Genomic DNA, 18733 nt, shown 5'->3' with positions numbered 1-18733 from the left:
CCTAGTGGCTGGCCGCTGTCGCGCCCATTTCGTTGACTTGCTGGAAGCGGCTGAAGCGCTCCAGGGCGAAGGGGGCGATCATTTCGGGTACCTTGCCGCCGCTGGCGACCAGCTCGGCCATGGTCTTGCCGCAGATGGGCGTGGCCTTGAAGCCCCAGGTGCCCCAGCCGGCATCCAGGTAATAGTTGTCGACCGGCGACAGGCCCATGATCGGGCTGTAGTCAGGGGTCATGTCGGTGCTGCCGGCCCACTGACGCATCAGCTTGGCGTTGGCCATGAACGGGAACATCTCGATGGCATGCGCCAGCAAACTTTCCTTGAGGTCGAGGGTGGAGCGGGTGTTGTAGAGCGGGTAGGGGTCGGAGCCGCCGCCAAAGACGATTTCGCCACGGCTGGTCTGCTGTACGTAGCAGTGCAGCGCCGACGAACTGACCAAGGGGTCGAGGAACGGCTTGAACGGCTGGGTGACCATGGCTTGCAGCGGGTAGGTGTGGATCGGCGCGCGGATGCCGGCCTTGGCCATCAACAGCGAACTGGCGCCGGCCACTGCTTGTACCGCGCAGCCGCACTGCACCGTGCCACGGTTGGTCTTGACCGCTTCGATGCGGCCATTGCGAATCAGCAGGTCCTGCACTTCGGTCAGCTGGTGGATTTCCACTCCACGTTTGGCCGCCTGTTTGGCGTAGCCCCAGGCCACCGCGTCGTGGCGTGCGGTGGCGCCGTCGATGTGCCACAGGCCAGCCAGAACCGGCAGGTGGCCCGGGTCGAGGTTAAGGCTGGGCACCAGTTCGCGGATCTGCTGGCGGTCGATCATTTCGGTACGGCCACCGAAGTGCTTGTTGACCTCGGCGCGCTGGCGGAAGGCGCGCACGGTGGCATCGGTATGCGCCAGGGTGAGCTGGCCGCGCTCGGAATACATGATGTTGAAGTCGAACTCGTTCGACAGGTTCTGGAACATTCGCACCGATTCGGCGTAAAAGCGCACACCCTCGCTGGTGAGGTAGTTGGAGCGGATCACCGCCGTGTTGCGTGCGGTGTTGCCGCCGCCCAGGTAGGCCTTTTCCAGCACGGCGACATTGGTGATGCCGTGGTACCTGGCCAGGTAGTAGGCGATGGCAAGGCCGTGGCCGCCGCCGCCGATGATCACCACGTCATAGTGTGGCTTGAGTTCGCACGGTGGTGGCAGGTCGACCTCCACCGGGTAGTCGGCGCTCAGGCCGTATTTCAGCAGGGCGAAAGGCATGCGGTGCGCTCCTGGTGGCTGGCCTGTTGCTGCAGGTCGAGGGCGAGCAGGGTGTTTTTCATCAGGTAGGCGATGGTCATCGGGCCCACGCCGCCGGGTACCGGGGTGATGCCGGCGACCTGGGGCAGGGCGGCGGCAAAGTCGACATCGCCGACCAGGCGGCTGTGGCCGCCTTCTTCGATACGGTTGATGCCGACGTCGATCACCACTGCGCCGGGCTTCAGCCAGTCGGCACCGATCAGGCGCGGCTTGCCAACCGCAGCCACCAGGATGTCGGCCTGGCGGCACAGCGCAGGCAGGTCGTGGCTGCGCGAATGCACCACGGTTACCGTGCAGTCGGCTTGCAACAGCAGGGCGGCCATGGGCTTGCCGACAATGTTCGAGCGGCCCACCACCACCGCATGCTTGCCGCGCAACTCGCCACAGGCGTCGCGCAACAGGCGCATGCAGCCACTGGGTGTGCACGGGGTAAGCACATCGCGGCCCTGGGCCAGGCCCCCGACGTTTTCGCTGTGGAAACCGTCCACGTCCTTGAGTGGGTTGATGGCCTGCAGTACCCGGTGCGCATCGATGTGCGCGGGCAGCGGCAGTTGCACGAGGATGCCGTTAACCTCGGTGTCGCGGTTAAGGCGGTCGATCAGTGTCAGCAGCTGGGCCTGGGTAGTGTCGGCGGGCAGGCGATGTTCCAGCGAGCGAATGCCCACTTCGTCGGCGCGCAGCACCTTGTTGCGCACATACACCTGGCTGGCAGCGTCGGCACCTACCAGCACCACCGCCAGGCCCGGTTGCACGCCGCCCTGGCGCAACTCCTGCACCTGTTCGCGCACCTCGGCCAGCACCCGCGCTGCGGTGGCCTTGCCGTCGATCAGCTTGACGCTGGGGATGGCGTTCATTTGAAGATCACCGTGCGGTCGTGGTTAAGGAATACCCGGTGTTCAAGGTGGTACTTGACGGCGCGGGACAGGGCGATGGTTTCGGTGTCGCGGCCGATGGCCACCAGGTCGTCCGGTGCGTAGGCGTGGTCCACGCGTTGCACTTCCTGCTCGATGATCGGGCCTTCGTCCAGGTCGCTGGTCACGTAATGGGCGGTGGCGCCGATCAGTTTGACCCCGCGCTGGTAGGCCTGGTGGTAAGGCTTGGCACCCTTGAAACCGGGCAGGAACGAGTGATGGATGTTGATGGCCCGGCCAGACAGCTGTCGGCACAAGTCGTCGGACAGGATCTGCATGTAACGCGCCAGCACCACCAGTTCGGTGCCGGTGTCCTCGACGATGCGCAGCAGTGCGGCTTCCTGTTCGGCCTTGGTTTCCTTGGTGACGGGCAGGTAGACGAAGCGGATGCCCTGGCGTTCGGCCATCGGGCGCAGGTCCAGGTGGTTGGACACCACGGCGGTGATCTGCATGTCCAGCTCGCCCTTGGCATGCCGGTACAGCAGGTCGGACAGGCAGTGGTCGAACTTGCTCACCATCAGCAGCACGCGCATCGGCCGGGCGCTGCTGTGCAGGCTCCACTGCATGTCGAAGCGCTGGGCCACGTCGGTAAAGCCGGCCTCCAGCTGCGGCGTGTCCCCTGTGGTACCGGTGTTGTAGCGGAACACTGCGCGCATGAAGAAGCGCCCGTTGTCCTCGTCGTCGAACTGCGCCATCTCGCTGATGTAGCAACCGTGCTCGGCCAGGTAGGTGGTCACCGCGGCGACGATGCCGGACACGGCCGGGCAACTGACGCGCAGGATGAAATGATCGGGAGCGGGGTGCATGTCGGATAGGCCTCGTGATGGAGTGGGGCAGGTCGGGCACAAGGGCAAAAGAAGCTTCGCGACGAGGCGAAGGAATGTTTCTTAGTAGGAATATAAATTTCCTTTAGGCGATTTATAGGCGAAGAAAGGGGTGACGGTCTAGAGGTTTATGAAATTTTTTATCCTGACAGGAAAGTTCTTGCAGCCATTCGCGGGCACGCCCGCTCCCACAGGGGGAGTGGAACTGTTGGCATGTCTCCTCACCTGTGGGAGCGGGCATGCCCGCGAAGAGGCCAGTACAGGCTATGCTTGCAGCATGAGCACACCACCTCCTTTGCGCCAACCTTGCCCCCCTGGCGCCTGCATTTGTGGTCGCGAACAACTGGCAGACCACTCACAGGCCGCCCAGCGCATTCTCCTGCTGACCCGCCAGGAAGAAAAACGCCTGCTCGAACGGCTGGAAAACCTCAAGGACCTGGAGGACCTGCAACGCCTGCAGCAACGGCTGTACGACAATCTCGGCATCCGCGTGCACATCGCACCCGGGTTCAACGAAGTGCGCACCATGCGCGGCATCGTCATCGAGCTGGATGACCAGCCAGGCTTGTGCCGCAGGACCCGGCAATCGATCCCGGCGGCGATCCGGCGCGGGCTGGAGCGTAATCCGCACGTGGCCTTCCGCCTGCTTGATGCACACGACCTTTTGCATGACGCCTGAAACGTTAATTTTTCGATGGCCGGTTACGTCTACTTGAAAGCCCCCCTGCGCCACGCGCAATGCGGCATTCATCATTCAAGGAGACAGGCAATGACTTCCGTTTTCGACCGCGACGATATCCAGTTCCAGGTAGTGGTCAACCACGAAGAGCAGTACTCGATCTGGCCCGACTACAAGGCCATCCCCAACGGCTGGCGTGCGGTGGGCAAGAGCGGCCTGAAGAAGGACTGCCTGGCCTACATCGATGAAGTCTGGACCGACATGCGCCCACTGAGCCTGCGCCAGAAAATGGCCGAAGCCGCTGCCCAGTGACTGCACTGAACCTGCTGTGCCTGCCGTATTCCGGGGCCAGCGCCATGGTTTACAGCCGCTGGCGGCGCAAGCTGCCGGCCTGGCTGCAGGTGCGCCCGGTGGAATTGCCCGGGCGTGGCGCGCGCATGGCCGAGCCGCTGCACACCGACATGCAGGCCCTGGCCCGGCAATTGGCCCGCGAGCAGCGCCTGGCGGCCAGTGCGCCCTATGCGCTGCTTGGGCACAGCCTGGGCGCGCTGCTGGCGTTCGAGCTGGCCCATGAGCTGCAAGCGCTGGGCTGCCCGCCACCACTGGCCTTGTTTGCCTGCGGTACGGCAGCGCCGACCCGGCGCGAGGATTACGACGGCAAGAACTGGCGCGAGCCCAAGAGCGATGCCGAGCTGATCAGCGAGTTGCGCGAACTTCAGGGCACGCCCGAGGAAGTGCTGGCCAACGCCGAGCTGATGAGCCTGACCTTGCCGACCTTGCGCGCGGACTTTCTGCTGTGCGGCACCTACGCCTACCGCCAGCGACCGGCGTTGCAGTGCCCACTGCACGTGCTGGGTGGCGTGGACGACCGGGCCAACGACGAGCAACTGCAAGCCTGGCGCAAAGAATCCCACGGCGATTTCTCGCTGCAGATGTTCCCGGGTGGCCACTTCTTCATCCACGAGCATGAAGACCGCGTGCTCGATGCGCTGACGGCATCGTTGCAGCCACTTCGGCTGTCTGCCTGATTGACGGCACTCCTTGCCTGGGGGACGCTAGGCCTTTCTCCAGGCAAGGGGCAGACAATGCTGATCGATCCACACACGGCCGCACTGCTGGTCGGTGAACAGCCCTGAACGGCCGGTTACTGGCCGCCGGGTTGATGGCGCTGGCGCTGCTGCAAGGCTGCGCCGGGCGACGTGAGGAAGCGCCCGAAGCGGACCCGGCCAAGGTCCGTGCACAGTTGTTGCGGTTGCTGCCAGCCCAGGCCAAGGACCGCGAAGGTTGGGCCCGGGACATTCAGGTAGCCTTTGAAGCGCAGCGCATCGCCCCCAGCAAAAGCAACCTGTGCGCCGTACTGGCGGTGACCGAGCAGGAGTCCACCTTCACTGCCGACCCGCAGGTGCCCAACCTGGGGCGTATCGCCCGCGAGGAAATTGACCGGCGTGCGGCGCGTGTACACATTCCCAGGCTACTGGTCGACGGTGCGCTGAAAACGCCGTCGGGCAACGGCCAGAGCTACCAGCAGCGCTTGCAGGCGGTGCGCAGCGAAAAGCAATTGAGTGAACTGTATGACGAGGTCATTGCCCGCGTGCCACTGGGCAAGACGTTACTGGGTGGGCTCAACCCGGTGCATACCGGCGGGCCGATGCAGGTCAGCATCGACTTCGCCGAAAAGCATGCGCAGGGTTACCCCTACAGCCACGATGGCAGCATCCGCCAGGAGGTGTTCAGCCGGCGTGGCGGGATGTACTTCGGTATTGCCCACCTGTTGGGCTACCCGGTGAACTACGAGCGCCAGCTGTACCGGTTTGCCGATTTCAATGCGGGTTGGTACGCCAGCCGCAACGCGGCATTCCAGGCCGCACTGAGCAAGGTGACCGGCATGACGCTTGCCTTGGACGGCGACCTGGTTGCACCGGGTGCAATCATGCCAGGCACCACCGAACTGGCAGCGCGCAAGCTGGGTGGGAAGCTGGGGCTGCGTAACCCGCAGATCCGCAGCCAACTGGAGGAGGGCGACAGCTTGGCGTTCGAGGACAGCAAGCTGTACAGCGGGGTGTTTGCTTTGGCAGATGCCAAGGCCGGTAAGCCGGTGCCTCGGGCAGTGCTGCCCGGGATCGAGCTGAAGAGCCCGAAGATCACCCGCAAGCTGACCACGGCGTGGTTTGCCGGGCGGGTGGATGAGCGCTACCAGCGGTGCATGAAGCGGTAGCAGTGTGTTCCTGTACCGGCCTCTTCGCGGCTAAAGCCGCTCCCACAGGTACGACTCCAGCCTGAAGATTGCGCAATACCTGTGGGAGCGGGCGAGCCCGCGAAGCAGGCAACGCGGTGGATGGCACCGGCTTTGCCGGTGTTCGCGGGCAAGCCCGCTCCCACAGGGATTCGCGCCAGCTTTCAGAAATTGAGCAAGACAGTTGCTCCCACAGGATCGCGCAGGCTTATGGCCCGGTGACATCCCTGTGGGAGCGGCTTTAGCCGCGAAGAGGCCGGTACAGGCGAGATCAGCTTTCGCCCAATGCCCCAACCACTTGGTCGATGCTGGCCTTAAGCCCTGCAAACGCATCTTCAGGGTCACTCTCCACCACCACCAGCTTCGCCCCGGCCGCCTTGATCACCTCGGCCACCGCCGCGTCCGGCTGCCGGTGGTCCAGCACCAGTGCCACATCCTGCGCCTTCAGGTTCTCACCCAGCGCCTTGAGCGCGTCGGCATCCCACTCGGCCGGCAGCGGCTGCTCTACCACGTCCAGATTCAACCCGCTGACCAGGTAGCCCAACCGTTCGGACAGGCTGACCACCGTGAGGTTGTCGACCTTGGCCAAGCGTGTCTGGCTGCTGGCCGTAAGCTCCAGCAACTGACGTTTGACCCCGGCCAGGTTGCCCTGGATCTTCGCTTTGTCATCCGGTGCCAGCCGCTCCAGGTCATTGGCCACTACATCGGCCATGCGCCCGAGGTTGGTCGGGTTGAGCCAGGGGTAGGCGCCATAGGCATCGTCACCTGTGACTGCAATGCCTGGCAGTGCGCCATCCACCGGCCGCGCAGCATCGATCTCGACGATGCGGATGTTGCTGCGCCGGGCCATCGGGTACAGCGGGTCGTCACGCCATATCGAGCGCACGCCGATCACCGCGTCGGCCTGCTGTGCGGCTTTCTCCAGGCTGGGGCCACCGCGCGAGCTGAAATACGAGGGCTGGCGGCTGGCTGGCAGGTTTGCCGGCGCCGCACGCTTGAGTTGCACCGCCGTCCCGTCGAGCAAGGCACTGGCCAGGCTGTGGGTAACAGGCAGTGTGGTCAGCACTTGCGTGGCATAAGACAGCGACGGCAGGCCGGCCAGGGCCAGCGCCAGGGTCAGGCGTTTCAGGTTCATGCCGGGTTTCCTTGCAGGCGGGGGACAAGGGCGCGGGCCAGGGCGGCCAGGGCAAAGCAGATGCCGGCGACCAGGATGATCGCGGCGCCTGACGGCACTGGCAGGTCGAACACGATCGGTAGCAAGATGCCAAGCAGGGTGCTGACGGTGGCAATCAGCACCGACAGGAAGAAAAAGCCCTTGAGCGATTGACTGACCAGGCGTGCGGCAGCAGCGGGGATGACCAACAGCGCACCGACCAGAATGGCCCCGATCACCTTCACGGCGGCCACGGTCACCAGGGTTACCAGCACCACGAACAGGTAGTCCAGGGTTTTCACCGCCACCCCGCGCACCGCCGCCAACTGCGGGTTGAAACTGGCCAACATGATGCGGTTGTACAGCGGTATGGCCAGCGCCAGCACCAGCACCGCAACGATACCCAGCACCACCAGGTCCTGGCCGCTGACGGTCAGCACCGAGCCGAACAGCACGTTTTCGAGGATGTGCACGTTGATCTTGCCCGCCAGCATCAGCAGCAGGCTGGCGCCCAGCGCCAGCGATACCGACAGGAACACGCCGATCAGTGTGTCCGGCGACAGCCCGGTACGGTTACGCAGGAAGTTGAGCAGGATGCCGAACAGCAGGCAGTAGCCAAACAGGCTGCCGTAGGGGCCCGTGTAGGGTTCACCGAGCAGGATGCCGATAGCCACGCCGGTCAGCGCGGCATGGCCCACGGCCTCGGAGAAGAAGGCAAAGCGCTTGACCACCACCAGGGTGCCCAGGCCGCCCAGCACCGGCCCGATCATCAGGCCGGCCAGCAGGGCATTGACCACGAAACCGTAGGCCAGTGCCTCGGGCAGGTAGCCGGCGGTGGCCCAGTCCTGGACCAGTTGGCGAAATGCTTCGAAACTCATGAGGCAAGGCTCTCGCTACGCGGATGAACGGAGAACAGGCCGAGCAGGCGCTCCGGGGTCAGGGCCTGGGCGGGCGGGGCGTCGAACAGGACCTGGCGGCTCAGGCCGGTTACCCGGTCGGCCAGGCGCAGCACCGCTTCCAGGTCGTGTTCGATCCACAGCACGGTGGTGCCGGCCTGGCGCCAGCCTTGCAGTAGCTGTTCGAACACCTGGATACCGGCTTCGTCGAGCGCCGACATCGGCTCATCCAGCACCAGCAACTGCGGCTCGGGGATCAGGCCCTGGGCCAGCAGCACGCGCTGGCGCTCGCCGCCAGACAGCGCACCCATGCGCCGCTTGCGCTTGTCGAGCATGCCGACCCGGGCCAGAGCGGCATCGATGGCCGGTTGTACGCGCCGCGACAGGCCAAGGAAGGCCGGGCGGCGCTGGCACATGGCAGCCATGAAATCATCGACGGTCATCGGCAGGCCGCGGTCGAACTCCAGCGCTTGTGGCACATAGCCAATCACTTCACGCTCGCCTGGCCAGTGCAGGGTCAGCTGGCCCTGGTGCGGCATTTGCCCGAGCAGGGTCTTGATCAGCGAACTCTTGCCACCGCCGTTCGGGCCGACGATGGCGTGCACGCTGCCTGCCGCCACGCCGAAGCTCACCTGCTCGAGGATGCGTGTGCGGCCCAACGTCAGGTCGATGCCGTTGAACTCGATGCGCGGCCCACTGGCGGTTACCAGGTTGGCGGCGGCAGTCATGCGCGGTTCTCCTGAATGGCGCGCACCACGGTGTCGAGGTTGCGCTTCATCTCCACTTCGTACTTTTCCTTGGTGTATTCGCCATAGGAAATGTGCGTCAGCGGATACAGGCGCACGCCGGATTCACGCTGGATGGTTTCGACATAGGCCGACGGGAAGTCCATTTCCGAGAAGATCACCCGAACGTCCAGGGCCTTGAGCTGGTCGATGGTCTTTTTCAGCTGGGCAGGGCTGGGCTCGATGCCATGGGCCGGCTCGACCACTGCCGTAACCTCCAGGCCGAAGTCGCGCACCAGGTAGTCGTAGGCAGCATGGATGGTGGCAACCCGGAACGTAGCGCCAGGCGCTTCGGTGACCTTGGCCAGTGCCTCGGCCCGCAGGGCACGCAGGCGTTTGGCATAGGCACGGGCGTTTTGCGTGTACAGCTTGGCGTTTTCCGGGTCGAGCTTGCCCAGCTCGCGGGCGATGTTGTTGACCTGGGCGATGGTGGTGCTGATCGACAGGAAGGTGTGCGGGTTGACCACCTTGCCGGCGCCGCGCGCGGCAATGCCGGTGGCCGCCAGCAACGGTACGTTCTGGTTGGCTTCGATGGTCGCGATGCCGGGTTTTTCGCTGGCGGCAATCATGCGGTCGGCGAAGTCGTCATGGCCGACGCCGTTGAGCACCACCACGTCCAGCGTGCCAATGCGCTTGATGTCTTCGGCGCGTGGCTCGTAGGCGTGCGGGTTGAAGCCCGCCGGAATCAGCGGGACCACTTCGGCCTTGTCGCCGACGATGTTGGTCACGTAGCTGTAGTAGGGGTGCAGGGTGATGCCAATACGCAGCGGCTTGCCATTATCGGCCAGGGCCAGTGCCGGCAGGGCGAAGGCCAGGAGCAGGGCGAGGGCGGAGCGAAGCATGGGGGAGTCCTTGGGTTCAGTGACGGTGTTCGCGGGTAACCCCGGCGTCGTAGTGGCTGACCACCTGCAGCCAGCCCGCAGCGATCAAGGCCGCCTGGCCGAGGTCGTCCGGGGTGACGGCAGCGCTGTCGCGGCGCAGCCAGACATCGGCCTCGCCCGTGCTGTCGGCCGGCAGGATCAACAGCAGGCTACCGGCGACTTCAGGGGCCTGGCTGCGGCCCAGGTAGGCGCCGGGCTCCAGCCACGACCACTGGTGCCCGCCACGGCTCTGGCTGCCGGCATCCACCACGAACGGCGGCAGGCCTTCTTCGGCCAGGGCTTGCACGCTGGGCACGGCAGCGTTTTCTTCACGCAGCAGTTGAATCTCGTCGAAGGCGACCCGCAGGTCGGTGTACAGGCCTTGCTCGGCGGCGGTGAGGTCGCGGCGGGCGTCGATCTGGTGGCTGGCGATGGCCTGCTCGTCCTCGCGCTCGCCACGCAGCAGCACCACGCTGGCGGCCAGCACCACGATCAGCAGGCTGGCCAGCAGCACGTACAGGGTTTCGTGCCCGGCGCCGGCCGGGCGAATCACTTGTGCGCGGCTCATGGTTGGGCGATATCGGCGTAGTCGACTTCCACCACATGCCCAGGGCCGGCATCGAACAGCACGTAGAATTCACCGTCCGGGCGCTTGAAAGTGAGCGTCGAGTCGTCACCCAGCTTGCCGCCTACCAGTACCTGCTCGTCATAACCGATCACGTCCAGGGTTACGCCCGGGGCACCGCTGCCGTCCGAGAAACCGCCTGTGCACTTGACCTGACCGCTGGCCAGCTCTTCGCACTCGCACATCGGGTTGTGCGCCAGGGCGGGGCCGGCAGCCAGCACCAGCAAGGGCAGGGCGAGGGTTCGCATCAGGTTTTTCATTTCTTGCCTCCTTGTTTGTCAAGCCAGGCCACGGTGGCTGGCGATGCCTTGGCCAGGGGGACCGACGCCTGGTGCATGCTGCCGTCCCAGCCCTCCAGGGTGATCCAGATTTGCGCGTCGGGTTTGGTGCGGGGCGGGATGGGCAGGTTGGTGCCCATGTTGTACGGCGCACCGAAGAAGATGGTGCCGGCAGCGCGCAGGCTGCGCGGTTTGCCGATGCGCAGGTAGGCCGCCTTGACGTCCTTGATGCAGGCCTTGCACAGCGCCGCGTTGAACGACTTGAAGTAGCCGGCCGGGCCGTCGGCGCGTGGCGCCTCGTCGCGCAGTTCGGCCAGGTTGAGGCTGTAGGGGCCGACCTGGATGTCGCTGATCACATTGGCACCCAGGCCTGCGTCGCCACGGAACAACTTGGCATCGGCGAAATACTTGGGCATGAAGCCCAGTGGTATGAGGATCAGCAGGATGTTCAGGTGAAAACGCCACTTCAGCCACAGTTGCTTCAACGGGCTGGCGGGCAGGGCTTGGGCCTGGCTCATGGGCGGATCTCCACGGTGGTTTCACTGTGTGCGGCACGCGGCGCGCGCTCGCTGCGCTTGAGGGCGGCGGCGGTGGCCTGGGCGGTGCGCTTGGTCCAGATCAACAGGCCGCTGAACACCATCAGGGTGAGGATCAGGCCGAAGAAGAACCACACCAGCTTTATCGGCAAGCCGCCGAAGTCGCCGGTGTGCAGTGGGCGCATCGACTCGGTGACGAACTCCAGGGTCGAGCGGTCGCTGATCAGGAACTGGCTGTCGACGTTGCGGGTATAAGGGTTCACCGAGGCGCTCTGGAACATCAACGGGTACCAGCCCGGGCCGGACAAGGTGACATGGCTGTAGGCGGTGGCGGGTAGCGAGATGAAATTGATTTCCAGCCCCGGGATGGCCAGGCCGGCAATGCGTGCGGCTTCATCCAGGTCAATGCGCGGGGCCGGGCTGCCATCCTGCGTTTGCGGCACGTCCTCTCGGGCAATCACCGGCACGATGGGGCGGCTGGAAATGGTGATGTGGTTGTCGAACAAGATCGCCTGGATCAGGAACCAGGTGCCGGTGATGGAAATGACCGCAATGAACCAGATCGACCACACCCCGGCCAGGCGGTGCAGGTCGCCCCAGAAAATCCGCGAGCCGTGGCCGGTGCGCACGGGCTTGAAGAAGCCCTTCCAGAACTTCTTGTACACCACCAGCCCGGTCACCAGCGAAGCCAGCATCGGCAGGCCAAGCAGCGACACCAGGTACCAGCCCCAGCTGAAGCCATTGGTGAACGGCACCAGCCACCAACCGTGCAGGGCGCGGGTGAAGGCCTCGAAGTTGAAGTCGGGCGTCTTGCCCTGGATGGCGCCGGTATAGGGGTTTACATACAGCGTCGGGCTGGTGCCGTCAGGCAGGGTGACATTGGCTTTCACCGCAAAGTGCGAACCGTCCGGTTGGCTCAGGCGCTCCACTACCATGTCCGGCGCGGCCTTGTGCAAGGCCTCCAGCACCTGCTGGAAGCTCATGCGTTCGACGTCGCTGTCGGGTTTGTTGGCGCGCACCGCCGGGTCGGCGAGCCAGACGATTTCCTGGCTGACCACGGCGAGCATGCCGGTGAAGCAGACGATCAGCACAAAGAACCAGATCGGCAGGGCGAGCCAGCTATGGACCAGGAACCACAGCCTGGATTTGGATTTTTTTGGTGATTTGGCCATCAGACAGTCTTCTGCAATGGGTGGTCGAGCGTATGCCCAACCAAAGGGGGCTGTACTGATAAGGACGAATGAGAATTGAAAACCTGCCGTTTTAAATGCAAGCAAATGTTTCAGGAAGCACAAGGCCGGCCTGCGCGCGAGGCGTCAGGCCGGCCTTGAAGGGCTGAAGCAGGGGCGTCAGACGCGGGTCAGGGCTACGGCTGGTTGCGCCTTGCCATGCAGTTGCGCCAGGTCCTGGTAAAGCGCTCGGCCAATTTCTGCGGCGCGGGCCGGCAGTACCGAGAGCAGGGTGTCGCTCAGGCCGTGGCTGTTTTCGCAGAAACCTTGCAAGTACACCGAGGCTTGCAGGTCGGGGCTGGCCAGCACACGGTAGTTGCGGTCGACGCTGAAATCGTCCAGGTAGCCGGCCAGCGGCGCCAGCAGGTCGCGGTGCGACCGGCGCTCATAGCCGGTGGCGAGGATCACGGCGTCGTAGCGGTGGGTTTGCTGCTGGCCGGTGGCGAGGTCGCGCAGGGTCAGTTCCAGGCCCTCGGGGGTGGCTACCACGGCTTCCACCTGGCGGCGGCACAGCACGTTGTGGCGGTGTTGGTGGGCAACCTTCTGCCGGTAGAGGATGCCGTAGATGCGCTCGATCAGGTTGAGGTCGACCACCGAGTAGTTGGTGTTGTGGTATTCGCCCAGCAGCTTGCTGCGCTGGTCAGCCGGCTCGTTGTAGACCAGGTCGGTGTAGTCCGGCGAGAAGATTTCGTTGACGAACGGGCTGTCGTCGGCCGGCTTGAGGGCCGAACCGCGCAGGATCATGTCGACTTTCACGGACGGGTAGCTGTCGTTGAGGTCGATGAATGCCTCGGCGGCGCTCTGGCCCGAACCGATCACGGCGATGCGCATTGGCTTGCCGTCTGTGCACGGCAGCTTGTTCAGGCTGCTCAGGTATTGAGAGTGGTGGAAAACACGAGGGTCGTCCTTGAAGGCGCCGAACTTTTCCGGGATTTTCGGCGTGCCGCCGCTGCCGACCACCACTGAACGGGTGCGGCGGCTGTATTCACGGCCCTGGGCGTCGCGCGCGATCACGCGCAGGTGCTCGACCCTGCCGGCATGCACTTCAGGCTCGATGCGCAGCACTTGCTGGCCATACACCGCCTGGGTAGCGAAGTGTTCGGCCGCCCAGCGCAGGTAGTCGTTGTACTCCAGGCGGCAGGGGTAGAAGGTGCCGAGGTTGATGAAGTCGGCCAGGCGCTGCTTCTGGTGCAGGTAATTGACGAAGCTGTAGGGGCTGGTGGGGTTGCGCAACGACACCAGGTCCTTGAGGAACGAGATCTGCAACTCGCTCTGGGTGGCCAGGGTTTCGCCGTGCCAGCGGTAGTCCTGCTGCTTGTCGATGAACAGTGCGTCGAGGGCATGGCCCTGGGACTCGGCGAGCTCTTCCAGGGCGATGGCCAAGGCCAGGTTGGAAGGGCCGAAGCCCACGCCGATCAGATCTTTGATGGTTTCCTGCTGTGAGGACTGGCTCATGGCTGCGATTCCCTGAATGGTCGAATATGGACGCCCGCCGGGGCTCCGGCTCCTGCGCAAGTACATGAGGTGGAACGAGCCAGCCGGGGGGGAATTTAAGCGGCTAAAGGACTGCGTGACGCTGCCGATAGGGAGATAGGGCAGGGACCCATCTTTGAACCAGGGAGTCGGCATGACATCCATATCCGCAAATCTACACATCAACGGCGTTTCGGCGCAGACGCTCACCGCCAATGCTGCAGCCGAGCGTGAGCAGGCGAAACAGGCCGAACAGGCCGAGAAAGGCGGGCCACTGAGCATCAGCGGTGACACTTTGAAACTGGGGGGCGCAGGCCAGGCGCAACCTACGGAAGACAGCGGCAGCAGCGAATCGGCGGCTGTAGAAGCACTGCGTGAGTTGATCAAAGAGCTGCAGAAGCAGTTGGCCGAGGAGCAGAAACAGCTGGCGCAATTGATGGATAGCAAGATGGAAGAGACTGCCAAGGCCACTGCCATCAGTGCCAAGCAGGCCAGTATCGCCACTATCACCGGGCAGATCATGACAGCCACGGCGCAATTGCTGGAGTTGCTGCAACAAGAGGGCGGAAGCAGTGCGGGCGGGATGGTCAGCGCAACGGCCTGAGGGCACGATTCCTGTAATCGGGTTTACCCACGAAGAAGCTGACGCGGTAGATGGCACCGGCTTCGCCGGTGTTCGCGGCTAAAGCCGCTCCCACAGAAATCGCGACAGCTGCTCCACTTCCGGTGGTGATGGTTACTCCGCCACCACCCGCCCTTTGCCCTGGCGGTCAGCCTTGTACTGCATGGCCACTGCTGGCGCCGGCTTGGCGGCGCCGGTTTCCAGCCACTGGCGCATGCGGCTGGCATCGGCAAAGTGGGTGTACTTGCCGAAGGCATCAAGGATGACCATGGCCACCGGGCGGTTGTCCATGCGGGTCAGCAGCACCAGGCAATGACCGGCTTCGTTGGTGAAGCCGGTCTTGGTCAGTTTGATGTCCCAGTTGCTCTTGTTCACCAGGTGGTCGGTGTTACGGAAGCCCAGCGTGTAGTTCGGCTTGCGGAAGGCCACGGTCTTTTCGCGGGTGGTCGACAGCTCGCTCAGCATCGGGTACTTGCGCGAGGCCATCAGCAGCTTGGCCAGGTCGCGGGCGGTGGATACGTTCTGTGTCGAAAGGCCGGTCGGCTCGACGTAGCGGGTGTGTGCCATGCCCAGGCTACGGGCCTTGGCATTCATCGCCTTGATGAACGCCGGGTAGCCGCCGGGGTAGGCGTTGGCCAAGGAGTTGGCAGCGCGGTTTTCCGACGACATCAGGGTAATCAGCAGGGTTTCACGGCGGTCGAGCTGGCTGCCCAGACGTACGCGCGAATACACGCCTTTCATTTCCGGGTTGTTGGCAATGGTCATGGTGAGCATCTCATCCATGGGCAACTTGGCATCCAGCACCACCATCGCGGTCATCAGCTTGGTCACCGAGGCAATGGGCACCACTCGGTCGGCATGGCTGGAGTACAACTCCTGATTGGTATTCAGGTCGATCAGCAGGGCGCTGCCTGAAGCCAGATGCAGCTTGGACGGGTCGCGTTGAACCTGGGCCGGGGGTTGTGCAGCAGCGGTCGACGGTAGGGTCGCAGTTCCTGTGAGCAACAGCAGCAAGCTGAGGATGGACAGGGATGTTTTCACGTTGAGGCTCACTAAAAGTTGGTATGTCGTTGGCTGTGCAAGGGTTTTCCCCCTAAAAACCGCTGCATTGTGGAGTATGGCCCAAACGCTGTCGAATGCCTTATGACTAAAGGGCGCAAGGTGAACGAAATTTAATCCTGTACGTGTTCAGTGCTTTATTTCAGATACAGGTTCGCCATGGCCACCTGGCGTGGCCATGTTCCCTATGGGTGGTGAATTGATCTGCCCAGAATCAATCTGTACGCAAAATGGGAAACACCGCTTGTGGGTTGCGTGATTCATCGTTCATCGATGTGCACGCCGCCGCTGCCTCGGACTTGTTGATAAAGCCGCGTTTGAGCCGTTGTTTCTCCTGGTTGTCGTAGATATCGAAGCCGCCCGAAGTGGTAGCGGCATAGAACCGGTTGCCGATGCGGAAGGACTCGCCTTCCACTGGCACGGCAGGAACGATAACGAATCTTGGTTGCATGTTTCGCGCCTCCCCAGGCAGACAGTTAATTATTAGTCTGAGAGCGGGAAGGCAACAATATGACTCATCGAGACGAATCACTGGCGTGGCGTGTCACGACGATCCCGGTGCGACCCATGATGGGCCGGACACCAGGATGCCTTTCGGGCTTGCGTCGTTCAGCGGTGGATCAGCGACAGTTCGCTGATGATGCAGATCGAGCCGTCATCGGCAGGTGTTGCAGCGGTGTAGTCAACCTGGTTGTAGATGCCGCCGTGGAATTCAAACAGGCGAGATGCCCAGGTGCTGTCGAGCTGCAAGTCACCTGAAGAACCGGATACACCATTGTATTTGGCCGTAACATTGACCACACCAGCAGACGTGGTGTGGATGCTGACGATGAACCTGCCCCCCAGCGGCACCCCTTTGAGCACTGTCGTGTTCACCGGGTCGGCCTGGTTGTACGTGCGCCGAAACCCCAAGGTGATGTCGCCCTTGTTCCAGAACACTTTTATCGGCGGGCTATCGTCCCCCCGTACGTGCATCTGGGCGATAACCACCTTCTGCGCCGAATTGACCTTGGTCAGCGTCATGGTTTGGTAATTCCAGTGATCTTGAGCGCTGTCCAGGTTCCAGCCTTCGGTTTCCGTCCATTCGCAGCGGGTCCTGCGGGTGCTTTTGCTTGAAGCGCCTTTGGTGGGCGCTGAAAACTGGACAGAACCGTCGCTGAGCACCTTCACGATGCTCGGGTACCGGGCAATGGCCTGGGCACCGTTCAGTTCGAGTGCTACCGGGTTGGTCGAGGATACGGCTACCGGTGTGGCGATGATGAGGTTGCTGATGTCTACGGTCATGAGAACTCCTTTCGGAATGCTGGGGTTGGGGTGCTCTGGCGGCCGTGTTGGCGCCTGCCGGATAAAAATTAGCGATAGGCTAAATATCAGTCAATAGCTTCTGGCTAAATAAATTTCGCATTGCGCAAAATTACCCATTGGCGAAATTTTTCAGCGGCGGGGCTTTACGCTGGATTTGGCGGTGAGATAAGCTTTCTTCGAGTACTGTACGAATATACAGCTATCAGGATGAGAATATGTCTATGCACATGCAGTCAGCCCCCCAGCAGCGCCTGGCAATGACCGGAATAGAGCGACTTAGCCTGCGGGTGTCGTCGATGATCAACCATCCGCTGGCGCAGACCCAGCGCTGGGTTGTGGTGCATCGCCTGGATACCGACGGTGATGCGGAGTGGGAAGAGGTGATGGGCCTTTTGTCCGAAACGTCCGAGTTGGACCTTACGTTCAATGATGACGAGAGCGTGACCGTGCGCTGGGCGCGCAGCAGTGTGGAGGAGCGCGACGACTTCATCATTGAGCAGGACAGCAAGGAGGAGGTCGAAGAGGCGGCGCCTTTCTGAGCATCATAAAAGCCCGCCTGGATGGCGGGCTGCGGCGTTAAACCAGGTGTGCATTCCAGACCAGAAGCACCCTGGCCTGAATGTAGGTTTCTTCGCGGCGTATCATGCGGTCCTTGTGCCGTGAGTTGTCGGAGATCATTTCGAAGTGGTCCTCATCCGCGATTTGCAGCCGCTTGATGTAGATGTGATCGCCCCAGGAAAAGAAGTAGATCCCGTCGCCCACGAAATCCCGGATGCTCACGTCCACGATCAGTGGGTCGCGGTGCCTGATGGTCGGCTCCATCGACTGGCCCCAGCCGGTCACCATCTTGAGGTGGTGGTGTTCGGTGAATTCCAGGCCCAGTTCGCGAAGATGGCTGGGGCTGACGCGAACGTCCTTGAACATTTCCGGGTAATCGTGGGGGATCTGGCCACCGCCCATGGCGGCCCGCACGTCGTAGTGGGCAATCCACACTTCGTCACCCACCAGGCCAGGGCGGCCACGCTCGGCTTTGATCAGTGTGGCGTCCTGCGGTTCTTCAGCAGCGGCCAGCAACCGTTGCCGGGTTTCTTGCGCGATGCCTTTGCCGCTTCTGGCAAGCATCTGCTTGACCAGGTCGGCCGCAGAGAGTTTGCCGTCGCTGGCTTCGACCGCCATCTGCACCGGGTCAATTGCCGACAGTGCGTCGAACCACCCGCGTGGCAGGCCTTCGATACCCTCGATTCGGCGGGCCACGTCATCGCCCAGGTTTTTTGCGGTCTTGTCAGAAAGGATCTGGCTAAGGTGTGCAGGCGCCATCCCCCAGCGCTCTGCGCAGGTTCCCTTTCTCTGGTTGCCGATCAACTTGACCAGGTTGTGCTTGCGAATGTCGTAGATGTCCATGGGGCGAAGCATGCCAGTGTTTAGCTCGCTGCTAAATGTGCGCATGGCTAAATTGGCTCTTGTGGTTGAATTAGCTCTAGGCTAAATTAAATCTACAAACAAGAAAAGCCGGCGAGACATCTTTCTTCACGGCTCATCACATCATCATTCGTAATGAGGTTCACATGGATCCGACCGACCTCGGCCCGGGCACAGTCACTTGGCTGAGCGGCACGGGCACTGTGTTGCTAGGTGCATTTCTGTGGCTGCGCAAGTGGTTGTCCAGGGATGCGACTGAGCGTGCGATGGACAACGCAGATGTTGCTGTCATTCGCCGCCTGACCGAGCTGCTGGACCTGGAACGGGATGCTCGCCGAGAAGCAGAGGCCAAAGCCGACGAGTTGGCGCAAGAACGTAACAGGCTGGTGCTGATGGTAGGGCGACTGCAAGGCAAGGTCATGGCGCTGAGTAGCCGACAGGGCCCGGGCGGCCAACGCTGAAGCTGCAGCCACAGGCAAAAAAAAGGTTCTTCACGGATTGCCGGGAAAGTCATTCTTGATCTTCATGAAAAAGAACTCGCTGTCCCGGTAGCCGTAAGCCATC

General features: G+C 62.9%; 23 protein-coding genes. 7 read left to right on the top strand and 16 right to left on the bottom strand.

Annotated features, from left to right (window positions below):
- Nucleotide 1: 1 nt before the first annotated feature.
- Genes ACFY9W_RS25460 through purU form a run of 3 tightly spaced genes read right to left on the bottom strand, consistent with a single transcriptional unit; the run spans nucleotide 2 to nucleotide 2999 of the window.
- A complete protein-coding gene (locus tag ACFY9W_RS25460; RefSeq protein WP_391136443.1) occupies nucleotides 2-1243 on the bottom strand; it encodes an FAD-dependent oxidoreductase in 1242 nt (413 codons plus the stop codon).
- Nucleotides 1225-2136, bottom strand: a complete 912-nt coding sequence (gene folD, locus ACFY9W_RS25455) for a bifunctional methylenetetrahydrofolate dehydrogenase/methenyltetrahydrofolate cyclohydrolase FolD (RefSeq protein WP_391136440.1) — start codon at nucleotides 2134-2136, stop codon at nucleotides 1225-1227. Before folD ends, ACFY9W_RS25460 begins: the two co-directional genes overlap by 19 nt.
- The gene (gene purU, locus ACFY9W_RS25450) at nucleotides 2133-2999 is read right to left on the bottom strand and encodes a formyltetrahydrofolate deformylase (protein ID WP_391136437.1); all 867 of its coding nucleotides are present in this window, start codon (nucleotides 2997-2999) and stop codon (nucleotides 2133-2135) included. Before purU ends, folD begins: the two co-directional genes overlap by 4 nt.
- Before the next feature lie 295 nt (nucleotides 3000-3294).
- Between purU and ACFY9W_RS25445 the strand changes: the two genes are divergently transcribed.
- The 4 genes from ACFY9W_RS25445 (at nucleotide 3295) to ACFY9W_RS25430 (ending at nucleotide 5911) form a co-directional block, all read left to right on the top strand.
- A complete protein-coding gene (locus ACFY9W_RS25445) occupies nucleotides 3295-3696 on the top strand; it encodes a hypothetical protein (RefSeq protein WP_391136434.1) in 402 nt (133 codons plus the stop codon).
- Nucleotides 3697-3786: 90 nt separating this feature from the next.
- A complete protein-coding gene (locus tag ACFY9W_RS25440) occupies nucleotides 3787-4008 on the top strand; it encodes an MbtH family protein (RefSeq protein WP_003256222.1) in 222 nt (73 codons plus the stop codon).
- Nucleotides 4005-4724, top strand: coding sequence for an alpha/beta fold hydrolase (locus tag ACFY9W_RS25435; RefSeq protein WP_391136431.1), 720 nt, complete (start codon nucleotides 4005-4007; stop codon nucleotides 4722-4724). The genes ACFY9W_RS25440 and ACFY9W_RS25435 overlap by 4 nt, the downstream gene beginning before the upstream one ends.
- Before the next feature lie 134 nt (nucleotides 4725-4858).
- Nucleotides 4859-5911, top strand: coding sequence for a DUF1615 family protein (locus ACFY9W_RS25430; RefSeq protein WP_391136428.1), 1053 nt, complete (start codon nucleotides 4859-4861; stop codon nucleotides 5909-5911).
- Between the two features lie 289 nt (nucleotides 5912-6200).
- Here the strand turns inward: ACFY9W_RS25430 and ACFY9W_RS25425 are convergent, their stop codons facing one another.
- The 9 genes from ACFY9W_RS25425 to ACFY9W_RS25385 all read right to left on the bottom strand — a co-directional run bounded on the left by ACFY9W_RS25425 (nucleotide 6201) and on the right by ACFY9W_RS25385 (nucleotide 13746).
- Entirely contained in the window at nucleotides 6201-7064 is an 864-nt protein-coding gene (locus tag ACFY9W_RS25425) for a metal ABC transporter solute-binding protein, Zn/Mn family (protein WP_391136425.1), read from the bottom strand.
- Nucleotides 7061-7960 carry an iron chelate uptake ABC transporter family permease subunit gene (locus ACFY9W_RS25420; RefSeq protein ID WP_391136422.1) on the bottom strand — a complete coding sequence of 300 codons (900 nt, stop codon included), beginning with the start codon at nucleotides 7958-7960 and terminating at the stop codon, nucleotides 7061-7063. The genes ACFY9W_RS25425 and ACFY9W_RS25420 overlap by 4 nt, the downstream gene beginning before the upstream one ends.
- A complete protein-coding gene (locus ACFY9W_RS25415; RefSeq protein WP_391136419.1) occupies nucleotides 7957-8706 on the bottom strand; it encodes an ATP-binding cassette domain-containing protein in 750 nt (249 codons plus the stop codon). Before ACFY9W_RS25415 ends, ACFY9W_RS25420 begins: the two co-directional genes overlap by 4 nt.
- Nucleotides 8703-9605 carry a metal ABC transporter solute-binding protein, Zn/Mn family gene (locus ACFY9W_RS25410; RefSeq protein WP_391136415.1) on the bottom strand — a complete coding sequence of 301 codons (903 nt, stop codon included), beginning with the start codon at nucleotides 9603-9605 and terminating at the stop codon, nucleotides 8703-8705. The genes ACFY9W_RS25415 and ACFY9W_RS25410 overlap by 4 nt, the downstream gene beginning before the upstream one ends.
- A gap of 16 nt (nucleotides 9606-9621) precedes the next feature.
- Nucleotides 9622-10191, bottom strand: a complete 570-nt coding sequence (locus ACFY9W_RS25405) for a DUF6162 family protein (protein ID WP_391136412.1) — start codon at nucleotides 10189-10191, stop codon at nucleotides 9622-9624.
- Nucleotides 10188-10508, bottom strand: a complete 321-nt coding sequence (locus ACFY9W_RS25400) for a hypothetical protein (protein ID WP_391136409.1) — start codon at nucleotides 10506-10508, stop codon at nucleotides 10188-10190. Before ACFY9W_RS25400 ends, ACFY9W_RS25405 begins: the two co-directional genes overlap by 4 nt.
- Nucleotides 10505-11044, bottom strand: coding sequence for a thiamine pyrophosphate-binding protein (locus tag ACFY9W_RS25395; protein WP_391136406.1), 540 nt, complete (start codon nucleotides 11042-11044; stop codon nucleotides 10505-10507). Before ACFY9W_RS25395 ends, ACFY9W_RS25400 begins: the two co-directional genes overlap by 4 nt.
- Entirely contained in the window at nucleotides 11041-12234 is a 1194-nt protein-coding gene (locus tag ACFY9W_RS25390; RefSeq protein WP_391136403.1) for a PepSY domain-containing protein, read from the bottom strand. The genes ACFY9W_RS25395 and ACFY9W_RS25390 overlap by 4 nt, the downstream gene beginning before the upstream one ends.
- Nucleotides 12235-12411: 177 nt before the next feature.
- The gene (locus ACFY9W_RS25385) at nucleotides 12412-13746 is read right to left on the bottom strand and encodes a SidA/IucD/PvdA family monooxygenase (protein ID WP_391136400.1); all 1335 of its coding nucleotides are present in this window, start codon (nucleotides 13744-13746) and stop codon (nucleotides 12412-12414) included.
- A gap of 172 nt (nucleotides 13747-13918) precedes the next feature.
- On the opposite strand from ACFY9W_RS25385, the gene ACFY9W_RS25380 reads away from it, so the two are divergent.
- Complete coding sequence (locus tag ACFY9W_RS25380; protein ID WP_391136398.1) at nucleotides 13919-14368, top strand: hypothetical protein; 450 nt, start codon at nucleotides 13919-13921, stop codon at nucleotides 14366-14368.
- Nucleotides 14369-14500: 132 nt separating this feature from the next.
- Here the strand turns inward: ACFY9W_RS25380 and pbpG are convergent, their stop codons facing one another.
- The 3 genes from pbpG to ACFY9W_RS25365 form a co-directional block, all read right to left on the bottom strand.
- The gene (gene pbpG, locus ACFY9W_RS25375; protein WP_391136395.1) at nucleotides 14501-15427 is read right to left on the bottom strand and encodes a D-alanyl-D-alanine endopeptidase; all 927 of its coding nucleotides are present in this window, start codon (nucleotides 15425-15427) and stop codon (nucleotides 14501-14503) included.
- Between the two features lie 232 nt (nucleotides 15428-15659).
- The gene (locus tag ACFY9W_RS25370) at nucleotides 15660-15896 is read right to left on the bottom strand and encodes an Arm DNA-binding domain-containing protein (protein WP_391136392.1); all 237 of its coding nucleotides are present in this window, start codon (nucleotides 15894-15896) and stop codon (nucleotides 15660-15662) included.
- Nucleotides 15897-16054: 158 nt separating this feature from the next.
- Nucleotides 16055-16729, bottom strand: a complete 675-nt coding sequence (locus tag ACFY9W_RS25365; protein ID WP_391136389.1) for a polysaccharide lyase family 7 protein — start codon at nucleotides 16727-16729, stop codon at nucleotides 16055-16057.
- 236 nt (nucleotides 16730-16965) lie between these two features.
- Between ACFY9W_RS25365 and ACFY9W_RS25360 the strand changes: the two genes are divergently transcribed.
- Nucleotides 16966-17289, top strand: a complete 324-nt coding sequence (locus ACFY9W_RS25360) for a DUF1654 domain-containing protein (RefSeq protein WP_391136386.1) — start codon at nucleotides 16966-16968, stop codon at nucleotides 17287-17289.
- 37 nt (nucleotides 17290-17326) lie between these two features.
- Here ACFY9W_RS25360 and ACFY9W_RS25355 read toward each other — a convergent pair whose 3' ends face one another.
- A complete protein-coding gene (locus ACFY9W_RS25355) occupies nucleotides 17327-18151 on the bottom strand; it encodes a S24 family peptidase (RefSeq protein ID WP_391136537.1) in 825 nt (274 codons plus the stop codon).
- 164 nt (nucleotides 18152-18315) lie between these two features.
- On the opposite strand from ACFY9W_RS25355, the gene ACFY9W_RS25350 reads away from it, so the two are divergent.
- A complete protein-coding gene (locus ACFY9W_RS25350) occupies nucleotides 18316-18630 on the top strand; it encodes a chemotaxis protein (protein WP_391136383.1) in 315 nt (104 codons plus the stop codon).
- Nucleotides 18631-18733: the final 103 nt, after the last annotated feature.

The sequence above is a fragment of the Pseudomonas sp. NPDC008258 genome, from assembly GCF_042956345.1.
Lineage (GTDB): Bacteria > Pseudomonadota > Gammaproteobacteria > Pseudomonadales > Pseudomonadaceae > Aquipseudomonas.
This window is presented reverse-complemented; position numbering and strand designations above follow the sequence as displayed.